Origin of the sequence: Phenylobacterium sp., assembly GCF_965284355.1 — a bacterium.
Classification (GTDB): Bacteria; Pseudomonadota; Alphaproteobacteria; order Caulobacterales; family Caulobacteraceae; genus Phenylobacterium.
Map to the genome: position 1 here is coordinate 2846147 of NZ_OZ260078.1, position 16788 is coordinate 2862934.

Below are 16788 nucleotides of genomic sequence, written 5' to 3' on the forward strand. Positions count from 1 at the left end.
CGTTCGCGGAGTCGTCGCGGCCCTGTCATCCAGCCTGCTTAAGCGCGCCCTCAAATCCAACTGGGGGACTCCATGACGCTGCCCAACCCGAGCCGCCTGCCACGGCCTGACGTTCTGATGTCGGCCTCCATCCTGGCTCTTGCCGCCGCCATCGCCGGGCCGGCGTTCGCGGCCGAGGCCGATGCGCCGGACGGGCCGGCGGTCGAGGAAGTGGTGGTCACCGGACAGCGTGAAGCCCAGCGCGCCGCCATCGCGGTCAAGCGGGACGAGTTCGTCGTCTCCGACGTCGTCTCGGCCGACGACATCGGCAAGCTGCCGGACCACAACACCGCCGCCGCGCTGCGCCGCATCCCCGGCGTCTCGATCATGGAAGACCAGGGCGAGCCGCGTTTCCCGACCATCCGCGGCCTGCGTTCCACCTACAACCGCACAACCGTCGACGGCGCCGTCGTGGGTTCGGTCGACGAGAGCGGCCGCACCGTGCCGCTGGATATTGTCCCCTCGGTGATGGCGGGCCGCCTCGAGGTCATCAAGACGGTGACGCCGGAGAACGACGGCAACGCCATCGGCGGCGTCGTCAACGTCACGACCCGCAGCGCCTTCGACGCCGGCCGCCCGTTCCTCAACGCCATGGCCTCCTACGGCCACTACGAGCGCCACGGCGACGTGCGCAATGACAAGCCCTCGTTCCGCCTCGCGGCCGCCGCCGGCCGCACCTTCGGCGCCGAGGACGAATGGGGCGTGGTGCTGGGCGTTTCGTTCGAACAGCTGGACTACGACATTCCGCAGGTCGAGAGCCAGGACCCCTCGGTTCGCGAGTACACCGCCGCCGGCGCGCCGGTGAGTTCGGGCGCCCCCACCGGCAACGGCATCCAGGTGCCGGCCTTCCAGCGCCTGTTCTGGTACAACAACACCAAGCAGCGGAAGGGCGTGAACGGCAAGGTCGAGTACCGCCCCACCGACGACTTTCGCGCCGAGATCTCGGGCCTCTACGCCAAGATGGAGGACGACGAAGAGCGCATCGAGAACCGCATAGAGCCGCTCGGAAACGTCGCCAACCAGACGCCGACCTCGGGCGCCTTCGCGCGCGGGCGCGGCGTCATCCAGCTGAACCAGCCGATCACGACCCGCGAAGTGGATATCGGCCGCGCCGGGTTCACCTGGCTGTTCGCCCCGGCCTGGACCGCCGACGGCGACCTGATCGTCTCGGAAGCCGCCCTGGACGTGCCGAACCACTCGGTGGAGTTCCGCACCGTGGACGCGCAGGGCGCCAACTACGCGTTCAATTACGACACGACGAATCCGCTCTTCCCGGTGTTCCGGCCGATCAACGATGCGGCCTTCCGCACCCCGGCCAACTACAACCTGCAACAGCACCGGGACGCCCTGACGGCCACGAACGAGCAGTCGTACCAGGGCCGGTTCAACCTCGCCTTCGACCAGGACCAGGGCGACAACAACCTGAAGGCCAAGGTCGGCGGCGTGGCCCGCTCGACCCTGCGCAAGTTCATCTCTCGCCAGACCAACTACACGGTCAACCAGGCGACCTTCCCCTACACCCTGGCCGCTGTCGCCGGCCAAGGTCCCCGCCAGTTGATCGCCGACCGCTATCTGCTGACTCCGCGCATCGACGCCGATCTGGCGAGGACCTTCTTCGACACCAACCGTGCGCGCTTCAACACCGCGGTCAACGCGCCCACCGGCGACTACAAGGTCAAGGAAGACGTCCTGGCCGGCTATGCCCAGGCCAGCTACGAGTTCGGCCCCTTCACCGTGCTGGGCGGGGTCCGCTACGAGCACACGGACATCCGCGCCAACGTGAAACGTGTGGCCGCCGGCGTGCTGACGCCGGTGACCAATGACGGCGGCTATTCCAACTGGATGCCCAGCGCCCACCTGCAGTGGAAGCTGCGCGACGACCTCATCGTCCGCGCCGCCTGGACCAACACGATCGGCCGCCCCGATTTCGGGCAGCTGGCCGGCGCGGAAAACGTCACCTTCGACGGCGCCCAGGCGATCCTGACCCGAGGCAACCCCGACCTGAAGCCGCGCGAGAGCGAAGGCTTCGACCTTTCGGTCGAGTTCTATCCGCCGGACGGCCTGATCTCGCTGGCCGTGTTCCACAAGGACATCAAGAACGAGATCTTCACGCTGACCTCGACCGAGCAGCTGAACGTCGGCCGTGGCGTCGAGTCCGTGCAGGTGCGCACCGCGCGCAACGTCGAGAGCGTCAAGCTGAAGGGCCTGGAGTTCGGCGTCCAGCAGGCGTTCACCTTCCTGCCCGCGCCCTTCGACGGCTTCGGCTTCAACGGCAACGTCACGCTCGTCGACAGCGACGCGACGTACATCACCAGCGCCGGCCGCCGGAAGCGGGGACTGTTCCAGCAGCCCGAGATCACCACCAACGAGTCGGTCTACTATCAGCGCGGCCCCTTCGAGGCCCGTGTCTCGCACAACTATATCGGCGGCTTCCTGGAGACGATCGTCGACGCCGTCCCGAACTCCGACCAGTACTGGAAGGGCCGTCACAGCTTCGACGCCTCGGTCAGCTGGCGCGTCCGCGAGAACTTCACGATCTTCGCCGAAGGCCAGAACCTGTCCAACACAGGCCGCCAGGAAGTCACGGGCCCCAACCAGCGGAACCTGCAGGAGTGGGCGAACTACGGCCGCACCTACTGGATCGGCCTGGCGGCGTCGTTCTGATGCTCCGCCTGGCCGGCTTCCTGACGGCGGTCTTCGTGCTCAATGCCGGCGCGGCGGCGGCCCAGCCGTCGGCCGCGCCTGAGGCCGCTGCGGCTCCGATGCTGCAGGCCGAGGTCGTCCGGCGCTGGAAGGCGCCGGAGGCGACGCAAGGAGTGGCGGTCGACGCGCGCCACTTCTACGCCGTCGCGAACTCGCGGATCGCGAAGTACGACAAGGCGACGGGGCGCAAGCTGGCCGAGTGGGTCGGCGACCGCGCCCGCTTTCCCCACATCAACTCGTGCGAGATCATCGGCCGCGAGCTGGTCTGCGCCAACTCGAACTTCCCCGAGACGCCGATGACCAGCTCGGTGGAGATCTTCGATCCGTCGAAGATGGTCCACCTGCGGACCATCTCGCTGGGCCAGCAGGTCGGCTCGCTGACCTGGGTGGACCGCAAGGACGGCGTCTGGTGGGCGGCCTTCGCCAACTATGACGGCAAGGGCGGGGAGCCGGGCCGTGGCCACCAGTACACTCAGCTGGTGCAGTTCGACGATCAGTGGCGCCGCCTGCAGGGTTGGTCGTTCCCGCTGTCGGTGACCGAGCGGTTCCGGCCGATGAGTTCGTCCGGCGGCGGCTTCGGCCCCGACGGGCGCCTGTATGTCACCGGCCACGACCATCCTGAACTCTATGTGCTGGAGCTGCCGAAGGGCGGGTCGAAGCTGGACCACGTGGCGACTATCGCCGCAGCCATCGAGGGCCAGGCGGTGACCTTCGACCGGAGCGAGCCGGGCGTCCTCTACGGGATCAGCCGGCCGAACCGCGAGGTCGTGGTCCTGCGCCTGCCGTCCCTGCCGAAGAGATGAACCTGCGAACGGCGCTTGCCGGCGCCGGCCCGCCAAAGCCAAGGTAGCGCATGCACACTCCCTCGCGACGCCACCTCCTGGGCCTGACCGCCGCAGCGGCGAGCGTCGGCCTCGCGCCCGCGATCTGGACGCGCGCCGCCGCGCAGGCGCAGATCGGCGAATACCCCTTCAAGCTGGGCGTCGCGTCCGGCGAGCCGCTGCCCGACGGCGTGGTGCTGTGGACCCGTCTCTCCACAGACCCCCGAGCGCTATCGGGTCTGGGCCCGCGGTCGTTCGACGTCGCTTGGGAGATCGCCGAGGACGACGGGTTCCGGCGCGTGGTCGGCAAGGGCGAGACCAAGGCGCGTGCGGCGGACGGCCACGCCGTCCATGTCGAGGTCGCCGGCCTGAAGCCCGGCCGCGAGTACTGGTACCGCTTCAACAGCGGCGGCCACGCCAGCCCGGTCGGGCGCACCCGCACGACGCCCGAGCGCGGCGCACAGGTCGACCATCTGCGCCTCGCCTATGGCTCGTGCCAGAAGTGGGAGACCGGCTACTACGCCGCCCACCGCCACCTGGCCGCGGACAACCCCGATCTCGTCCTGTTCCTCGGCGACTACATCTACGAGGGCGCCCTGGGGCGTGACGAGGTGCTGCGGCCGCATCCCGACGTCGTCGCCCGCGACCTCGACAGCTATCGCCAGCGCTACGCCTGGTACAAGCAGGACGCCGACCTCCAGGCGGCCCACGCCGCCGCGCCCTGGGTGGTCATGTGGGACGACCACGAGGTCTCCAACGATTACGGCGGCGACGCCGACCGTACGCCCGCGACACCCGAGCAGTTCCTGCGCCGCCGCGCCGACGCCTACCGCGCCTACTGGGAGAACATGCCGCTGCGCCGCGCCGCGCACCCGGACGGGCCGAAGATGCGCCTCTACAGCAGCCTCGACTGGGGCCGCCTCGCCCGGCTCGCCGTCGTGGACGACCGGCAGTACCGCGGCGCCCGCACCTGCAAGGCGGTCGAGGAGAAGAAGCGTATCCCCTACGACTGCCCCGAGCGCCTGGACCCGAAGCGCTCGCTGCTGGGCGCGGACCAGGAGAAATGGCTGGCCGGCCGGATCGCCGACAGCCAGGCCCAGTGGAACCTGCTGGGTCAGCAGACCCTGATGGGTGAGCTGCGGCTGCAGGAGGGCAAGGTCAGCAACGACGGCTGGGACGGCTATCCCGCCACACGCCGCCGCATCCTGGAGACGTGGCGCGACGCCAAGGTCGCGAACCCCATCGCGCTGGGCGGCGACGTCCACTGCTTCTTCGCGGGGGATCTCTCGGTCGAGCGCGGCCAGCCGCCGGTCGCCACCGAGTTCGTCGGCGGCTCGATCAGCTCGCTGGGCGAGACCAACGCCAACCTGAACGCCGCCCGGTTCGTGAACCCGCACCTGAAGTACGCCGAGGGCGAAGTCCGGGGCTACGGTCGGGTCGACCTGACGCCCAAGGGCGCCACGGTCACGTTCCGGGGCGTGAACGGGCTCGACAAGGGCTCGCCGGTCCGAGACCTGGCCAAATTCGTGGTCGAGAACGGCAAGGCCGGGGTCGTCCGTGCTTGAGGCGCTGATCGGGTTCGCCGCGCTGGTGCAGGCCGAGACGCTGTCGCGCCTGCCGGCGCCCGAGGCGAACCAGGGCGTCGCGGCCGACGGGGCCTATGTCTATGCGGTCGGCAACTCCGAGATCGGCAAGTACGACCGCGCCACCGGCCAGCGCGTGGCGCTGTGGACCGGCGACCCGGCGACGTTCCCCCATCTGAACTCCTGCGCCGTGATCGGTCCCGAGCTGGTCTGCGCCAGCTCCAACTATCCCGCTGTGCCGATGACCAGCACGGTCGAGGTGTTCGATCCGGTCAACATGGTCCACCTGCGATCGGTCGCGCTCGGCAGGCAACCGGGGTCGCTGACGTGGATCGACCGCAAGGACGGCGCCTGGTGGGCCTGCTTCGCCAACTACGACGATCGCGGCGGCGAGCCGGGTCGTGACCACCGCTTCACCACGTTGCTGCGGTTCGACGACAAGTGGCGGGTGACGGGAGCCTGGACGTTCCCCAGGTCGGTATTGGACCGCTTCAAGCCGCGCAGTTCCTCGGGCGGCGCCTGGGGCGCGGACGGGCGGCTGTACGTCACCGGGCACGATCTGCCGGAAGTCTATGTCCTGGAAATCCCGCGGCTGGGGAACGAACTGCGCCACGTCGCCACGCTCGAGGTCCCCATCGAGGGCCAGGCGATCGCGTTCGACCGCACCCGGCCCGGCGTGCTCTACGGGATCAGCCGCGCGAAACGCGAGGTGGTCGAGATGCAGCTGCCGCCCGTGGAGGGGAAATGAACCGCCGAGTGATTCTGGGCCTGGCCGCCGCGCTGGCTCTGGCCGGCTGCGGGCAGCCGAAGGGCGGGGAGCCCGAGCGCAAGGAGCTGGTGTTCTCGATCCTGTCGGCCGAGAGCCAGTCCAGCGCCGAAAAGGACTGGCAGCCGTTCCTCGACGATATGGCCGAGGCCGTGGGCCGGCCGGTGAAGGCCTACTATGGCTCGAACTACACCGCGCTCGTCGAGGCCATGCGCTTCAAGCAGACCGACCTGGGCTGGTTCACCAACCAGTCGGGGCTGGAAGCCGTGCGGCGGGCGAACGGCGAGGTCTTCGCCCGCTCGGTGAACCCCACGGGCGTCGACGGCTACGAGGCGGTGATCATCGTGCCGAAGGGCTCGGGCCTGACGCTCGACAAGCTCCTGAGCTGCGACAAGTCGCTGAACGTCGGCATGGGCGATCCCAAGTCGACGTCAGGCACCCTGGCGCCGATGACCTACCTGTTCGCGCCCCGCAACATCATGCCGGACGCATGCTTCAAGACCGTGCGCTCCGCCAACCACGAGACCAATCTGTTCTCGGTGTCGGGCAAGCTGCTGGACGCGGCCACCAACAACACCGCCTCTATGGACCGCCTGAAGCTGCTGGACACCGACGTGGCGCGCCGGACCCTGGAGAATGTCGAGATCATATGGCGCTCGCCGCGGATCCCCGAAGACCCGCTGATCGTGCGCAAGGACCTGGATCCCGAGCTGCGCAAGAAGGTGATGAACTTCATCTTCAGCTACGGGGTCGGCGACACGCCCGAGGCGGCCCGGCAGCGCAAGATCCTGGAGCAGATCCAGACCAAACCCTTCATCCCCGCCGACGCCAGCCACTTGATCCCGGTGCGCGAGATGGAGGCCACCGGCCAGCTGCTCGAGGCGAAGAACCGCAACGACACCGCCGCGATCGCCAAGGCGGAAGCGGCGCTGGCGCAGATCGCCAAGGACAAGGCGCCGGTCGCGAGGTAGGGGGCTACGCCTCGTCGCTCCGCAGCAGGAAGTGGCCGGTCATGCCGGCGACGGGCTTGGCGCGGCTTTCCTGCCAGGCCTCGACCTGCACGTTCGCGACGCGGCGGCCCACCTTGCGCAGGATGGCGCGGGCATAGACGTCCCGCGGGCCGGCCGAGCGCAGGTACTCGATCGTGATGTCGATCGTCTTCGGCACCCGGCGCGCCGGCTCCACCAGGGACAGCTGGGCCAGCGCCGTCAGCTCCAGGAACGCGCCGATCGCGCCGCCGTGGATCGCGGGCAGCATCGGGTTGCCGATCAGATGCTGGCTGAACGGCAGCACCGTCGTCATCTCGTCGCCGGCGAGCTCCACCCGCATGCCGAGGAAGCGGACGTAGGGCACGCGCTGGAAGAAGGTGTCGAGGCCGTGGATCTCGCTCACGACTTGGCTCCCAGCGGTTGCGCGCGGGTGTTGAGCATGAAGGCGGCCTGGGCCGTCGCGACCAGGTCGCCGCGCTCGACGTCCCAGGCCTCGGCCCGCACGAACCCCACCGTGCGGGTCAGGCGATACGCGTGCGCCTCGGCGGTCAGCCCGGTGCGGGGCGCAGCCGGCCGCAGGTAGTCGATGCGCAGGTCCAGGGTCGCGATGGGGACCATCTCATCCATGGCGGAATTGATCGCCAGTCCGCATGTGTGATCGATCAAAGCCGTCACCACGCCCGAGGCGATGACACCGGACTCGGGGTCGCCCACGAACTCCTCGCGCCAGGGGACCGACATGATCCCACGCCCCTTCTCGATGGAGACCAGGTCCATCCCGAGCGCGGCGGCGTGCGGCGACATGTTCATCTTCAGGTTCAGGGGCGCGTTGTCGAAGTCGGACATTTGCCTTGGTAGACGCCCTGCCGCTCGCGGAAGTCAATCGTGCGGAGCCTTCGTCGCGCGCCTACATTGAACAGGCATGATCCGTCCCCAGGACCTTCTCTGCCCCCGCCCCGAGGGGCTCTATTGCGCGCCGGGCGACTTCTATATCGACCCCGTTCGTCCGGTGGACCGGGCGGTGATCACCCACGGCCACTCCGATCACGCGCGGGCCGGCCACTACAATGTGCTGGCGACGCCCCAGACCCTCGACATCATGAGGGAGCGCTACGGCGCCGAATTCGCCCACACCACCGAGGCGGCGGCCTATGGCCAGACGGTGACGCGCAACGCGGTGGAGGTGACGCTGGTCCCGGCCGGACACGTGCTGGGCTCGGCCCAGGCGGTGGTGCGGTGGAAGGGCCTGACCATGGTGGTGTCGGGAGACTACAAGCGCCGGCGCGATCCCACGTGCCCGCCGTTCGAGCCCACGCCCTGCGACGTGTTCATTACCGAGGCGACCTTCGGCCTGCCGGTGTTCCGCCATCCCGACGACAGGGGCGAAATCGCCCGGCTGCTGCGCTCGGCGGCGCAGTTCCCGGAACGCAGCCACATCGTCGGGGCTTACGCCCTGGGGAAGGCGCAGCGGATCATCCGGCTGCTGCGTGAGGCGGGCTGGAACGAGGTGATCTACGTCCACGGCGCGCTGGAGCGGCTGAACGCCCTCTATGAGCGGCACGGCGTCGATCTCGGGCCTTTGGCGCCCGCCACCACCGAGAGGAAGGGCGACTTCGCGGGCGCCATCATCGTGGCCCCGCCCTCGGCCATGCAGGACCGCTGGAGCCGCCGGTTCCCCGAGCCCGTCGCCGCCTTCGCCTCGGGCTGGATGCAGATACGCGCCAGGGCCAAGCAGCGCGGCGTCGAGCTGCCGCTGGTGATCTCGGATCACGCCGACTGGGACGAACTGACCGCCACCGTGGACGAGCTGCGCCCCGGCGAACTCTGGATCACCCACGGCCGCGAGGAGGCCCTGGCGCGCTGGGCGACCCTCAATGGCATCGAGGCAAAGGCCCTGGCTCTGATCGGCTACGAGGACGACGACGACTGAGCGGAAGCCGGGCGGCATCTGCGCCAGCGCTGCACATGCCGATCACGAAGTCGTGATCACGAACGCGTTACCGTCACCTCGCGCCACACAGGAGGTGATCCATGCGCAAGACCCTGACTGCCCTCGTTGTTTTCCTGGCCGCCGGCTCGCTCGCGGCCTGCAACATGCCCTGGGACAAGGCCGAGACCCCGCCGCCCGCGGCGGTCGCGACCACCGACACGCCGACGCCGGACGCCACGGCGAGCGTCGATCCGGCGAAGCCCGTCGAGCAGACGGCCTCGGTCGATCCGGCCAAGCCCGCGACGCCGGAAGCCACCACGGCTCAGCCGGCGACTCCCGCGACAAAGTAGCCCCGTCAGCCTCCGGCGTGGTCTCGCGCCGCGCCGGAGCAGGCGGCCGAAAGCTCTGCCGCAATTCAGCCTACAAATGTAATCTTTGTTCGCACGGGGATGCGGGGCAAGGGAGAGACTGGCTTGACGACACGCCTTTTCATGCTCGCCGCCACCGCGCTCGTGGCCTCGGGATGCGCCCGCAACGAGCCCGCCTATCAAGAGATGGCGGAGGTGCAAATTCGGACGCCCCCGGGGGTGAAGTCCAAGGCCTACTCCGACGTCGCCGACGCTGCCGCAGCGCCCGCTGCCGATGCGGAGGCCCCGCCCTCCGGCGAGAGCGCTGTGCGGGTCCCGGCCGGCCTCCCGATGCTGGCCTACAGCTACGCCTACGGCATTTCGGCCCCGCACCAACAGGTGGACGCCCTGCGCCGCCGTCACGAACAGGCCTGCGCCAAGGCAGGTCACACCGTGTGCCAGGTAGTCTCGAGCGCCATCGCCGACCGCGGCAATGGCGCGATCGACGGCGAACTTGCGATGCGGGCGACGCCGCTGTGGCTGAAGGGCTTCCGCGACGGACTGGAGGGCGACGCTCGCGGCGTGGGCGGCCGGGTCGACACCAGCGACGTCACCTCCGAGGACCTGTCCCGCGAGATCGTCGACACCGTGGCGCAACTGCGGGCCAAGACCACGCTGCGCGACCGCCTGCAGGGTCTGCTCGCAGGGCGACCGGGCCGACTGTCGGACCTGCTCGCCGTTGAGCGCGAGTTGGCCCGCGTGCAGGCCGAGATCGACTCGGCGCAGTCGCAGCTGACGATGATGCGCGGCCGGGTGGCGATGTCAGACGTCGCCATCCAGTATAGTGCGCGCGACGTGGTCGGTGCGTCGGTCCGCTCGCCGCTCAGTCGATCCTTGGGCGCCTTCTTCTCGGCCATGGCGGCGAGCCTGGCGACGATGATCGACATCGTCGCGGTGACGGCGCCTTGGGCCGTGGTCGTCGGTGGGTTGCTGTGGCTGTTCCGCCGGCGACTGCCGAAGCTGCGCTGGCCCTTTGCCCGCAAGCCGCGAGCGGCCTGACAGAGTTGCGGTCTTGGCGCCGGAGCGCGTCCATCCGAGCTCTGTCGCGTTGGGCTCTTCGCGTCCTATGTGTTGGACGTCATTGAGACGGGAGCCCGATGCGCGCCTTCGCCGAACTGTTGGACCGCCTGTCGCTGACGGCCTCGCGCAACGCCAAGCTGACGATGGTGCGCGACTACCTGCGCGAGACGCCGGATCCCGACCGCGGCTGGGCGCTGGCGGCGCTGACCGGCGACCTGACCTTCGATGCGGCCAAGCCGGCGTTCATCCGCAAGGCGGTCGAGAGCCGGATGGACCCCCAGCTCTTCCGGTGGAGCTACGACTATGTGGGCGACCTGGCCGAGGCGGTGTCGCTGGTCTGGCCGGCGCGGCCGGGCGCCAATCGCGAGCCCCAGCTCTCGGAAGTGATCGACGCCCTGCGCGGCGCGTCGCGCGCCGAGGTCCAGCGGCTGATCGAGGGCTGGCTGGACGCCATGCGCGAGCCGCGCGAGCGGTGGGCGTTGCTGAAGCTGATGACCGGCGCGCTGCGGGTCGGCCTGACCGCGCGGCTGGCCAAGCGGGCGGCGGCCGAGATGGCTCATCCTGACCTTGGCGGCGTCGATCCGGCCGAGATCGAGGAGCTGTGGCACGCGCTGACGCCGCCCTATGGCGACCTGTTCGCCTGGCTGGAGGGGCGCAGCGAGAAGCCGTCCTCCGCCAACCCGGCCCGCTTCCGGCCGGTGATGCTGGCCCAGGCGATCGACGAGGCCGTCGATTTCGGCAAGCTGGACCCGGCCGACTATGCCGCCGAGTGGAAGTGGGACGGCATCCGCGTGCAGGCCGCGCACGAGGGTGGCGTCCGCAGGCTCTACACGCGAACCGGCGACGACATCTCGAAGACGTTCCCCGACGTGCTGGAGGCGCTGGAGGACGAGGGCGTCCTCGACGGCGAGCTGCTGGTGATCCGCGACGGCAAGGTCGCCCCGTTCGCCGACCTGCAGCAGCGGCTGAACCGCAAGACTGTCGACGCCAGACTGATGGCCGCCCATCCCGCCGCAATCCGGGCCTACGACGTCCTGCAGATCGGCGCCGAGGACACCCGCAGCCTGCCGTTCGCCGAGCGCCGCCGACGCCTGGAAGCCTTCGTGTCGAAGGAGGGCCGTCCCCGCATCGACCTGTCGCCGATTCAGCCGTTTGGCGACTGGGCCGAACTCGCCGCGCTCCGCGCCGCCCCGCCCGAGGGCGACCCGCAGGTGGCCGAGGGGCTGATGCTGAAGCGCCTGGATTCCGTCTACGAGGCCGGCCGCCCCAAGGGGCCCTGGTTCAAGTGGAAGCGCGATCCGTTCCTGGTGGACGCGGTGCTGATGTACGCCCAGCGCGGCCACGGGAAGCGGTCCAGCTACTATTCCGACTACACCTTCGGGGTCTGGACACAGAACGATATGGGGCAGCGGACGCTCACCCCGGTGGGCAAGGCCTACTTCGGCTTCACCGACCAAGAGCTGCTGCAGATCGACAAGTTCGTCCGCGACAACACGATCGAGCGGTTCGGCCCGGTGCGGTCCGTGCGCGCCGAGCCGCACCATGGGCTGGTGCTCGAGGTGGCGTTCGAGGGGCTCCAGCGATCCACCCGCCACAAGTCGGGCGTCGCCATGCGCTTTCCCAGGATCAGCCGCCTGCGTTGGGACAAGCCGCCGGGCGAGGCCGATGAGTTGGAGACGCTGGAGCGGATGCTTCCCTCCCTTGATGGGGAGGGATAGGCGGCGCAGCCGCCAGGGTGAGGGAGAGACGACCCTCACCGACCTCAGCACCCGATCCACAACCCCCCACCCTGACCGCTCCGCGGTCTGTCCCTTCCCATCAAGGGAGGGAATGGCCCTCGAGGAACGCCCGCAGGTTCCCGCCCTTGAACAACACGCTCCGGACCCCCGCGCGCGTCGCCGCCTCCAGGTCGGACGGCTTGTCGCCCACCAGGAACGAGGCGTCGCGGTCGATGGGCCAGTCGGCGAGGGCCTGCAGGATCATGCCGGGATTGGGCTTGCGCAGCGGCGGGTCGGGGTGGCGGTAGGCCTCCACCGGCGCTTCGGGATGCTGGGGGGCGTGGTAGAAGGCGTCGATGTGGGCGCCCGCCTTGGCCAGGTCCTCGCGCATGCGGTCGTGCAGGGCGAAGACGTCGGCCTCGGGATAGTAGCCGCGCCCCACCCCCGACTGGTTCGTGACCACGATCACCAGCCAGCCGGCCCGGTTGAACGTCGCCACCGTCTCGATCGCACCCTCGATCCAGACGAAGTCCTCCCAGCGATGCACGAAGCCGCGATCCTCGTTCAGCACCCCGTCGCGGTCGAGGAACAGGGCCGGCTTCAGCGGGGGTACGGACACGGGCGCTCTTTGCGGTTGGACCGACACGCCTCTACGGTCCTCGGGCGAGAGATCAAGAGGCGGTGTTGGCCGACGTCCTAACGATCAAAGACCTTCGGGTCGACTTCGAGACGCACGACCGCGTCGTGAACGCCGTCCGTGGCGTGTCGCTCAGCGTGGCGCGCGGCGAGACGCTGGGCGTGGTGGGCGAGAGCGGCTCGGGCAAGAGCCAGACGGTCATGGCGGTCATGGGCCTCCTGGCGCGCAACGGCCGGGCCTCGGGCTCTGCGACGCTGCACGGCCAGGAGCTGCTGGGGCTGAAGCCGCGCGACCTGAACAAGGTGCGCGGATCGAAGATGACCATGATCTTCCAGGACCCGCTGACCGCACTGACACCGCACGTGAAGATCGGCGAGCAGATCGCCGAGCCGCTGCGGCTGCACCTGGGGCTCTCGCACGCCGAGGCCGACAGGCGGGCGCGCGAGTGGCTGGGCAGGGTGAGGATTCCCGACGCCGCGCGGCGCATGGGCCAGTATCCGCACGAGCTGTCGGGCGGCATGCGCCAGCGGGTGATGATCGCCGCGGCCATGGCGCCGGGGCCGGAGCTGCTGATCGCCGACGAGCCCACCACGGCGCTGGACGTCACCGTGCAGGCCGAAATCCTGGACCTGATGGCCGAGCTGCAGCGCGAGACGGGGACCGCGCTGGTGCTGATCACCCACGACATGGGCGTGATCGCCCGGCTGGCCGACCGGGTGTGCGTCATGAAGGACGGCGCCTACGTCGAGGCCGGCGCGGTGGCCGATGTCTTCCATGCGCCCCGGAGCGACTACACCCGCGCCCTGCTGGCCGCGATCCCGCGGCTGGACCGGGCCGACCGGGGCGGGCGCCCGCAGATCGCGCCGACGCCTGAGGCCGCGCCGGTGCTGGTCGAGGGGCGCGACGTGACAGTGCACTTCCCGATCCGGCAGGAGGTTTTCGGCCCGCCCAAGGTGCTGCGTGCCGTGGACGGCGTGTCGTTCTCGGTGCGAGAGGGCGAGACGCTGGGCATCGTGGGCGAAAGCGGCTCGGGCAAGTCGACCCTGGCGCGGGCGGTGCTCAACCTGCTGCCGGCGACCGGCGGCGCCGTCACCCTGATGGGCCGCGAGATCACCCACGCCGACCGCGCGGCAATGCAGGCGGCCCGCCGCGATCTCCAGATCGTCTTCCAGGATCCGCTGGCCAGCCTGGACCCCAGGATGACCATCGGCACATCCATCGCCGAGCCGCTCACGGCCTTCCGCCCCGACCTGAACGGCGCGGCCCGCGAGGCCGAGGTGCGGGCGATGATGGCCAGGGTCGAGCTGGATCCGGCCCTCATCAACCGCTACCCGCACGAGCTGTCGGGCGGCCAGAACCAGCGGGTGGGCATCGCCCGTGCGATGATCCTGAAGCCGAAGCTGGTGATCTGCGACGAGGCGGTGTCGGCCCTGGACGTGTCGATCCGCGCCCAGATCATCGACCTTTTGATCCAGCTCCAGAAGGACATGGGGCTCGCGATGATCTTCATCAGCCACGACCTGGCGGTGGTGCGCGAGATCAGCCACCGGGTGCTGGTGCTTTACATGGGCCGGGTCATGGAACTGGCCGACCGCGACTGCATCTGGCAGGCGCCGCAGCATCCCTATACGCGCGCCCTGCTTTCGGCCGCCCCGATCCCCGATCCCGATATGGAGCGCACGCGACGTCGCCTCAAGCTGGATGGCGAGCCTCCGAGCCCCATGGACCCGGCCGCGGCCTTCCGCTTCGCCCCCTCGAAGCTGGCTTCCGGCGAGACGCCGAAGTTGGTGGAGGTATCGGTGGGGCACTTTGTCGCAGAATTCGATCCCATAACCTGAATTCGCGCGACAAGTGATCTTGAACATCGGACTTGCCGTGGGAATTCCCACAGTTACATACTCAAATCCGGGAATTAATAGTTAACGTTGCAGATGCGTTAAGCACGAGCGGGGATAGGACAGGGCGTCCTGGAGCCCCCTCGGCATGCCTGAAAAAGCCTTTGGCCGCGGAGCGGCGATCATCATCGCCATCGTCGCAGTCCTTCTGATGACGACGCTCCTTGGCGCGCGTGTCCTGACGGCGACCATCTCTGACAAGCGGGTCGCCGAGCGCGAGGAGGCGCTGGTTCGACACGGCATAGATGGTTGGATCGAGGAGGTGGCGGCGCGGGTCGTCCCGCAGACGACCTGGGATGCGGCCGTGCAGAATCTGGGGCTCAGCTTCAATCGCGAGTGGGCCGGCGAGAACATCGGGAAATACCTGCACGAGCTGGGTGGCTTCGAGCGATCCTTCGTTCTGGATCGCCGGGATCGCTTGGTCTACGCGATGGAGGGCGGGAAGGACGCGGCGCTCTCGAGCTATGAGCCGATCCGTGGCGTCGCAACTTCGCTGATTGCGCGCGTCCGGGCCTCCGAGCCGCAGGTTTTGCCGAAGACCTCGACGCCGCCGCCGATCCAGGCCAGCGATGTCGCCTGGGTCTACAACGAACCGGCGATCGTCACGGTGACTCTGGTGCAGCCCGACTTCGGCCGTGCGCGGATCGTGGGGCGAAGCCCGCTCGTGGTCACCGTCATGCCGCTGGACGAGCGGTTCGAGCAGACGTTCGCCAGCCGCTTCCTTCTGGAGGCGTTTCACATCCATCCCGGCCTCTACGCGTTCGACGAGCCGGGCGAGGCCTCGATGGCGCTGACGGACAGCGCGGGCCGGCTGGTCGCCCGGATGGACTGGCAGCCGCAGCGCCCGGCGCGCGTCCTCCTCAAGAAGACTCTGCCGGCCGTCTTGCTCGCCATGGCCATCTTCTCGCTGATCACGGCCGCGATCTTTCTGCGCGGGCGAAGGGCGGCCCAGGCCCTGATCGCCAGCGAAAGCCATTCCAAGCACATGGCCTATCACGATCACCTGACGGGCCTGCCCAACCGCGCCCTGCTGGGCGAGCACCTCTCGCAGCAGCTGCTCAGCGGACAGGGTCAACGCAGCGTTGGCGTGCTCGTGCTCGACATCGACCGGTTCAAGGAGGTGAACGACACTCACGGCCACGCCGCCGGCGATGAAGTCATCGTGCGCGTCGCCGCCCGTCTGAAGGCCCTGGTGGCGGAACGCGGCATGGTCGCGCGCCTGGGGGGCGACGAATTCGCGATCATCGTAAGTGGCGCCGCCCGCGCCGACCTCATCAAGCTCGCGGGCGACATCGTCGTGGACGTGGGCGATCCCTGCGATCTGTCCTTCGGTCGTCTCTATCCCAGCGCGTCGGTAGGCGTGGCCGAGATCTCAGACGCGTGGGTCGATGCGATCGAGGCGCTGAGGCGCGCCGACGTCGCCCTCTACCGCGCCAAGGAGGCGGGGCGCGACCGGTTCCAGGTCTATGACGCGGAGATGGACGCGGCGATCCAGGCGCGGCGGGCGCTCGAAGCCGACCTGCGTACGGCGCTGCGGGAGGATCAGCTGACGATGGTCTACCAGCCACAGGTGCAGGGCGACAGCAAGGTGGTGGGGGTCGAGGCCCTTGTCCGTTGGCGCCACCCCACGAAGGGGCCGATCTCCCCCAGTCAGTTCGTGCCCCTCGCCGAGGAGTGCGGCCTGATCGACGCCCTCGGGGAGTACACGGTGCGGCGGGCGATGCTCGACAGCCGACAATGGCCGCACCTGACCGTCGGAATCAACATTTCCCCTGTTCAGCTCCGTGGCGCCGACTTCGTCGACCGCGTTGCGGCGCTGGTGGCGGAGACCGGAGCCAATCCGGCGCGCATCGAGCTTGAGATCACCGAAAGCATCCTCCTGGAGCACGACCAGAGGATCACCCGAACGCTGGCCCGCCTGCGGGAGCTGGGGTTCAGCCTGGCGCTGGACGACTTCGGCACCGGCTACTCCAGCCTGGCCTATCTGCGGCGCTATCCTGTGGACCGGATCAAGATCGACCGCTCGTTCATCACCAATCTCGGCGCCGAGAAGGCGTCGGAGGCTGTTGTCGCCGCGATCGTCAATCTGGCCCGGGCTCTCAGCCTGGAGGTCATCGCCGAAGGCGTGGAGACGGAAATGCAGCGGCTGGGCCTGCGGCGCGCCGGCTGTTCCCAGATCCAGGGGTTCCTCTACGCCGAGCCGATGAGCGCGCCGGATGTGGACGAGTACATCCTTGGGTTTGGGGCTGTTCGCCCTCAACGCGCCAGGCGGTGACGCCG

14 protein-coding genes are annotated in these 16788 nt (G+C 69.2%); 11 read left to right on the forward strand and 3 right to left on the reverse strand.

Annotated features, from left to right (window positions below):
- The first annotated feature begins 72 nt into the window (after window positions 1-72).
- From ACQ66R_RS13875 to phnD, 5 genes are read left to right on the forward strand one after another with little or no spacing between them, the layout of a single operon-like run.
- Complete coding sequence (locus ACQ66R_RS13875) at window positions 73-2703, forward strand: TonB-dependent receptor (protein WP_430422882.1); 2631 nt, start codon at window positions 73-75, stop codon at window positions 2701-2703.
- The gene (locus tag ACQ66R_RS13880) at window positions 2703-3545 is read left to right on the forward strand and encodes a hypothetical protein (RefSeq protein ID WP_430422884.1); all 843 of its coding nucleotides are present in this window, start codon (window positions 2703-2705) and stop codon (window positions 3543-3545) included. The genes ACQ66R_RS13875 and ACQ66R_RS13880 overlap by 1 nt, the downstream gene beginning before the upstream one ends.
- A 50-nt stretch (window positions 3546-3595) precedes the next feature.
- On the forward strand, window positions 3596-5128 hold the full coding sequence (locus tag ACQ66R_RS13885; RefSeq protein ID WP_430422886.1) for an alkaline phosphatase D family protein: 1533 nt from the start codon (window positions 3596-3598) through the stop codon (window positions 5126-5128).
- Window positions 5121-5894: a hypothetical protein gene (locus tag ACQ66R_RS13890; RefSeq protein ID WP_430422888.1), complete on the forward strand. Its 774-nt coding sequence runs from the start codon at window positions 5121-5123 to the stop codon at window positions 5892-5894. Before ACQ66R_RS13885 ends, ACQ66R_RS13890 begins: the two co-directional genes overlap by 8 nt.
- Window positions 5891-6883: a phosphate/phosphite/phosphonate ABC transporter substrate-binding protein gene (phnD, locus tag ACQ66R_RS13895; RefSeq protein WP_430422890.1), complete on the forward strand. Its 993-nt coding sequence runs from the start codon at window positions 5891-5893 to the stop codon at window positions 6881-6883. The genes ACQ66R_RS13890 and phnD overlap by 4 nt, the downstream gene beginning before the upstream one ends.
- Before the next feature lie 4 nt (window positions 6884-6887).
- Here the strand turns inward: phnD and ACQ66R_RS13900 are convergent, their stop codons facing one another.
- Window positions 6888-7304 carry a PaaI family thioesterase gene (locus tag ACQ66R_RS13900; RefSeq protein ID WP_430422892.1) on the reverse strand — a complete coding sequence of 139 codons (417 nt, stop codon included), beginning with the start codon at window positions 7302-7304 and terminating at the stop codon, window positions 6888-6890.
- Complete coding sequence (locus ACQ66R_RS13905) at window positions 7301-7747, reverse strand: PaaI family thioesterase (protein WP_430422893.1); 447 nt, start codon at window positions 7745-7747, stop codon at window positions 7301-7303. Before ACQ66R_RS13905 ends, ACQ66R_RS13900 begins: the two co-directional genes overlap by 4 nt.
- Before the next feature lie 76 nt (window positions 7748-7823).
- Here ACQ66R_RS13905 and ACQ66R_RS13910 point away from each other — a divergent pair, with 76 nt between their 5' ends.
- The 4 genes from ACQ66R_RS13910 to ACQ66R_RS13925 all read left to right on the forward strand — a co-directional run bounded on the left by ACQ66R_RS13910 (window position 7824) and on the right by ACQ66R_RS13925 (window position 11976).
- Entirely contained in the window at window positions 7824-8831 is a 1008-nt protein-coding gene (locus ACQ66R_RS13910; RefSeq protein ID WP_430422895.1) for a ligase-associated DNA damage response exonuclease, read from the forward strand.
- A gap of 101 nt (window positions 8832-8932) precedes the next feature.
- Window positions 8933-9181 (forward strand): hypothetical protein, encoded by a 249-nt coding sequence (locus tag ACQ66R_RS13915; RefSeq protein ID WP_430422897.1) that lies wholly within the window; start codon window positions 8933-8935, stop codon window positions 9179-9181.
- 123 nt (window positions 9182-9304) lie between these two features.
- On the forward strand, window positions 9305-10237 hold the full coding sequence (locus tag ACQ66R_RS13920; RefSeq protein WP_430422899.1) for a DUF4349 domain-containing protein: 933 nt from the start codon (window positions 9305-9307) through the stop codon (window positions 10235-10237).
- 98 nt (window positions 10238-10335) lie between these two features.
- Window positions 10336-11976: a cisplatin damage response ATP-dependent DNA ligase gene (locus ACQ66R_RS13925; protein WP_430422901.1), complete on the forward strand. Its 1641-nt coding sequence runs from the start codon at window positions 10336-10338 to the stop codon at window positions 11974-11976.
- 100 nt (window positions 11977-12076) lie between these two features.
- Here ACQ66R_RS13925 and ACQ66R_RS13930 read toward each other — a convergent pair whose 3' ends face one another.
- The gene (locus ACQ66R_RS13930; RefSeq protein WP_430422903.1) at window positions 12077-12595 is read right to left on the reverse strand and encodes a D-glycero-alpha-D-manno-heptose-1,7-bisphosphate 7-phosphatase; all 519 of its coding nucleotides are present in this window, start codon (window positions 12593-12595) and stop codon (window positions 12077-12079) included.
- A 65-nt stretch (window positions 12596-12660) separates the two neighbouring features.
- On the opposite strand from ACQ66R_RS13930, the gene ACQ66R_RS13935 reads away from it, so the two are divergent.
- Both ACQ66R_RS13935 and ACQ66R_RS13940 read left to right on the forward strand, forming a co-directional pair.
- Complete coding sequence (locus ACQ66R_RS13935; protein ID WP_430422905.1) at window positions 12661-14451, forward strand: dipeptide ABC transporter ATP-binding protein; 1791 nt, start codon at window positions 12661-12663, stop codon at window positions 14449-14451.
- 145 nt (window positions 14452-14596) lie between these two features.
- Complete coding sequence (locus ACQ66R_RS13940; protein ID WP_430422906.1) at window positions 14597-16783, forward strand: putative bifunctional diguanylate cyclase/phosphodiesterase; 2187 nt, start codon at window positions 14597-14599, stop codon at window positions 16781-16783.
- The last annotated feature ends 5 nt before the right edge of the window (window positions 16784-16788 follow it).

Coding starts and splice junctions, on each gene's coding strand:
- ACQ66R_RS13875 (WP_430422882.1), top strand. CDS start 73: ATGACGCTGCCCAACCCGAGCCGCCTGCCACGGCCTGACGTTCTGATG.
- ACQ66R_RS13880 (WP_430422884.1), top strand. CDS start 2,703: ATGCTCCGCCTGGCCGGCTTCCTGACGGCGGTCTTCGTGCTCAATGCC.
- ACQ66R_RS13885 (WP_430422886.1), top strand. CDS start 3,596: ATGCACACTCCCTCGCGACGCCACCTCCTGGGCCTGACCGCCGCAGCG.
- phnD (WP_430422890.1), top strand. CDS start 5,891: ATGAACCGCCGAGTGATTCTGGGCCTGGCCGCCGCGCTGGCTCTGGCC.
- ACQ66R_RS13905 (WP_430422893.1), bottom strand. CDS start 7,747: ATGTCCGACTTCGACAACGCGCCCCTGAACCTGAAGATGAACATGTCG.
- ACQ66R_RS13910 (WP_430422895.1), top strand. CDS start 7,824: ATGATCCGTCCCCAGGACCTTCTCTGCCCCCGCCCCGAGGGGCTCTAT.
- ACQ66R_RS13915 (WP_430422897.1), top strand. CDS start 8,933: ATGCGCAAGACCCTGACTGCCCTCGTTGTTTTCCTGGCCGCCGGCTCG.
- ACQ66R_RS13925 (WP_430422901.1), top strand. CDS start 10,336: ATGCGCGCCTTCGCCGAACTGTTGGACCGCCTGTCGCTGACGGCCTCG.
- ACQ66R_RS13940 (WP_430422906.1), top strand. CDS start 14,597: ATGCCTGAAAAAGCCTTTGGCCGCGGAGCGGCGATCATCATCGCCATC.